We start from the raw sequence: 4,980 nt of genomic DNA on the forward strand, positions 1-4,980 counted from the left end.
TGCGACATCATCAGGTCGGCCAGGTGATGCACATCGTTCTCGGTCACCGCACGCACGGCAGCGCCCCCGAACTCCTCCCCCTGCCGGGGACGCTCCGCCCACAACTCGACCACCGACCGCAGATACCCGGCCAGTCCCGCTTCGTCCAGATCAGCAGGCATCGGACCCAGCCGGGGGTCCGCACCCTGCACCCGCAAACCCTGCACGCGCGGCCTGAGCCGGGCAATGTCGGCGGCCTGCCGCAACTGATCCAGAGTCGGCTGGTCTCCATCCCTGGCCACCGCCAACCGCGCAACGTTGGTCAACCGCTCCCACACCCGGTTCACAGCATCGCGCGGGCTCTGCCGATCCCATGCCCCAGACTGCGAATCCACGCCGGCCGCTTGGGCCACAGCGCGTCCGCCACCGTGCTCCTGCGCCAACGCCACCAACACGGCTACGGCAGGATCGCTCACATCCGCATTCATCTCCTGGACCAGCCATTCACCGCTAACCCGGAGATCACTCAACAAGGTCACACGAGAACGGTCGGTCGGCCGCCAATGCGTCCTCATCTCCTCCCGGACGTTATCCAGGAAATCCTCGACACGAGCCAGCAAGCCCTGCCCGTTCGCCTCCAGCCGCGCACGATTAGCCGTCAGCTGGCTGACAATGGGCTCCAGAGCACGCAGCGCTTCACGGCCGGGCATTTCCATAGGGGCCGTTTGCGTGCGCCAAACACGCCGCAAGGTGTCAAAGCTGACCTCACCCCACAGATCCTTCGCGGATGGGATGAGTGTCACCAGCATCCGCACGTCCGCATCCGACACCGGACGTTCATCATCTGGGTTGAAGTCCCGCACCAACCGGCGCACATGATCGATCGTCACGGTCTCGCCCACATCTGGATAACGATGGCGAACCGCGTCGAACAAACGCCGAACATTACGCAAGCCCAAAACAGAAGGCGCACCCTCGAACGCGGCACTGTCGCGCAGATCCAACATCAGCCGGGCAATGTTGACCAAACGCTGCTCATAATTACGCACCCACCGCGAACCGAACCGACCGAAACCCCGTTCCTGATGATGCAACCCGATCGCATCCGCCAACGCAGCCCGACCACCCGCCATACCCACGTAATGCTCCACCACACCCCGCGCCTCGTCCGCACGGTCCGCTTCCGTCGAACTCGTCGCACCATTCGCGCGGCTTTCCCCGGCTTCCTCCGCACGATCGCCCGGCTCGGCCACCGCACCAAAACCCGCCGAACCCATTGCATCCGAATCGGACTCCCCCTCCGCTGAGATCTCCGATCCAGGCTCGGCCCCGACCCCACCCGCACTCACCCCACCGCCCGAACCGTCAGACCCCGACCCACCACCAACCACGACGTCACCGGACCGCCCGTACCGGTCGATGCCCCACCGTGACGGCCCACCCCCGTCACTCGCGCCAGCCGAACCCTGCGACTGCTGCACCCCCGCAGCGGGCATCGGGCCTTCCGACGACTCCGCCTCTCCCCTCAAGCGATCAAGCCGCTCCCGCAACCGCTCCAGTTCCGCCTCATCGAAGACGCTCTCGGTATCACCAATGTCACCGGTGTCCGCATAACCCGATACATCCTCAGTGGACTGCGACAGCACGTCCCTACCCGGCTCCGGCCCCGCGCCCGCACTCACCGCCATCGCCGCGAGCTGCAGACGGTGCAGTCGCTGCACAAACGCCTCCGCACTCCCTATACGGTCCCGAGCATCCCCTATCTGAGCTCCATAGGTCACCCACCAATGCACCACCGCCCTCCGCAATTGATCATCCTGCATTCGCCCGAAGTGCCGGTCTACGTCAAGGAACGCTTGGACCACCGAATTTGGACCGGACAGATCTTCGAACTGCCGCAACCAGTCGGCTGCCCCGAAAATCGCCCGCAATTCCCGTATCGCGTCATTCCGGAGCCGCTCCCGCAAGGCCCACAATTCTCGAACAGCATCGGCAGCTTCGTGTACACGGTCGCGGATCTCTGCGACCCGCACCCTTTTAAGATCCAACCACACTCCAATCTTGGTCTCATATTCGTTCTGCAAGTCAGCGTGTGCCCCCACTCCTGCCAAAATCTGCCGCAGAGAATCCACCGAAGCTTGCAAATCTGAGGTCAGCGACTTCTTGACCTCAGCAAGAACTTTGTTACCCCAATCGTGAGATCTGTTGTACCGAGCCCCCAAAGCGGCGGTGGTGTAATCCCCGCGAAGCGCTTCCTCACGTGCCTCGTTTCGCAGCACCTTTTTGACAGCATTGTCATCCGGCAAACCGCTAAGCGCCTTGCCAACCGCCACGCACCGATAATACCCCTGCACTGCTCGAGAAACTATCTCTTCAGGATCCCGGGTATCCAGGGCGGAAAGCAAGTTGTTGGAAGTACCCGTGTCCGCACCGCCGCTGAGGTCACCAGCCAGGTAACTGACCAGTTCCCACCTCAACTCCTGCACCTCCTGAGCATCCGGCGGGTTCGTCATCAACTGATGTGCCATCACATCCCGGAACGGCTGCGACTCCTTAAGAGACCCCAAGACCTCGTCCGCGGCAGCGTACAAACCGTCCACCGCATCTTGACCTTGTTCGTCGGCCACCTGCCGCAACGCCCTACCGGCCTCCGCGAACCTCCGCCGTACCGAACCAACGCGAGAAAAAACGCGCAACGCTGGATCATCATCGAACCCGCGCACCATCGGGACAGCAACGACCGCTGCTTCCGCCTGGTTGCCAGCACGATCTGCCTGCCGACGCTCCTCTTCCGCTCGCACTTCCTCGAACGCGTCGAGAGTCAGACCACTCACCGCCACGCCAATGCCAGGGTCACCGGCCAGGTAATCGGCCAGTTCCGCACGCACATCCTGGGCACCGTGCCAGTCACCCGGATTCTCACCCAACCAGTGCGCCAGCACATTCCGGAACTGCCACGACACCCTCAGCGGCCCCAAAATCCCGTCCGCATCAGCCAACAACCGGCCCACAGCATCATGACCAGCGATGCCGACCCACTCATGCAACTGCGTCGCGGCCCGCACGTACCGCTCATCCCAGTCCCGCAGCGCCTGCGCATCCGCGACCGCATTCCGCGATGGATCATCCTGCATTCCCCCGAAGTGCTGGTCCGCGTCAGCGAACGTCTGGCCCACCTCATCTGGACCATGCAGAGCCCCCCACTGCGGTAACCCGCCATCTACTGTCTCGGAACTATCCCGCGTTTCCGGTATCGCGTTATTTAGCAGCCGTTCCCGCAACTCCTGAACAGCAGCGACAGCTTCCTCTACCCGGCTGCGGATAGCTTGGACCTGCGCGTTCCGATTAATCGGCAACCACTTCGCGATCTCCTCGCGAAGCGCGTAGTCGCGCGCCTCGTTTCGCAGCACCCGTTCGACAGCACCGTCCGACAAACCACTAAACGCCTTGCCAATCGCCACGCGTCGTCGATACATCAGCTGCCGTCTAACCTTATCTGCGTTTGCTCCAAGCTCCGGGGGCACCGTGGCGGAAAGCAAGTCGTCGGCAGTACTCGTGTCCGCACCGCCGCTGAGGTCACCAGCCAGGTAACTGACCAGTTCCCACCGCAACTGCAACTGCTGAGCATCCGGCGGGTTCGTCATCAACTCGTGCGCCATCACATCCCGGAACGGCTGCGACTCCTTAAGAGACCCCAAGACCTCGTCCGCGGCAGCGTACAAACCGTCCACGGCACCTTGACCTTGCTCGTCGGCCACCTGCCGCAACGCCCTACCGGCCTCCGCGAACCTGCGCTTTACCGAGCTTGTCTGAGAAGTAACGCGCAGCGCTGGATCATCATCGACCCCACGCACCATCGAGACGGCAACGGCCCCAACCTCCGCCTGATTCCCAGCACCAACCTCCTGCCAACGCGCCTCTTCCACTCTCACCGCCTCGAACGCATCACGAGGCAAACCACTCACCACCACGCCGATATCAGGGTCACCGGCCAGATAACCGGCCAGTTCCACCCGCACCGCCTGAGCACCGTGCCAGTCACCCGGATTCTCACCCAACCAGTGCGCCAGCACATTCCGGAACTGCCACGACACCCTCAGCGGCCCCAAAATCCCGTCCGCATCAGCCAACAACCGGTGCACCGCATCATGACCAGCGATGCCGACCCACTCATGCATCTGCGCCGCGGCCCGCTCGTACCGCTCATTCCAGTCCTGCAACAACGCCTGCGCATCCCCTATACGACCGCCATGCGTCAGCGGCCGATGCGGGACCACATTCCACGATGGATCATCCTGCATTCGCCCGAAGTGCTGGTCCGCGTCAGCGAACGTCTGGCCCACCGGATCTGGACCATGCAGAGCCCCCCACTGCCGTAACCCGCCGTCTGCTGTCTCGAAACTATCCCGCATTTCCGGTATCGCGTTATTTGGCAGCCGTTCCCGCAACTGCTGAACAGCAGCGACAGCTTCCTCTGCCCGGCTGCGGATCGCGTCCAAACGCACCCCATCTAGATCCAACCACTCCGCAATCTTGGCGTCATATACGTTCCACAGGTCAGTATCCGCCTCCGCCTCCACCAAAATCTGCCGCAGAGCCTCACCGGCAGTTCGCAATTCGGAGATCAGCGCCTTGGCCTCATCAATAACTTTGCGACCCCATGGCACAGATCTGTTGAACCGAGCCCCAAAAGAGGCGATGGTGTAATCCCCGCGAAGCGCGTCCTCAAGTGCCTCATTTCGCAGCATCCGTTCGACCGCAGCACTGTCCGGCAAACCACTGAAAGACATCCCAATCGCCACGCGCCGCTGAAAAATTTGGCGTCCTACAGAGTGCTTGTCTCCTCGCTCCGAGGTCACCGTGGCGGAAAGCAAGGCATTGGCAATACTCGTGTCCGCACCGCCGTTGAGGTCACCAGCCAGGTAACTGACCAGTTCCCACCGCAACTGCAACTGCTGATCATCCCGCGGGTTCGTCATCAACTCGTGTGCCATCACATCC

1 pseudogene is annotated in these 4,980 nt (G+C 62.5%); it reads right to left on the minus strand.

What is annotated here, in order from left to right:
* A pseudogene (locus tag ACWDKQ_RS35095) lies at positions 1-4,958 on the minus strand (hypothetical protein); the annotation flags it as partial.
* Positions 4,959-4,980: the final 22 nt, after the last annotated feature.

Source organism: Saccharopolyspora sp. NPDC000995 (assembly GCF_053599315.1).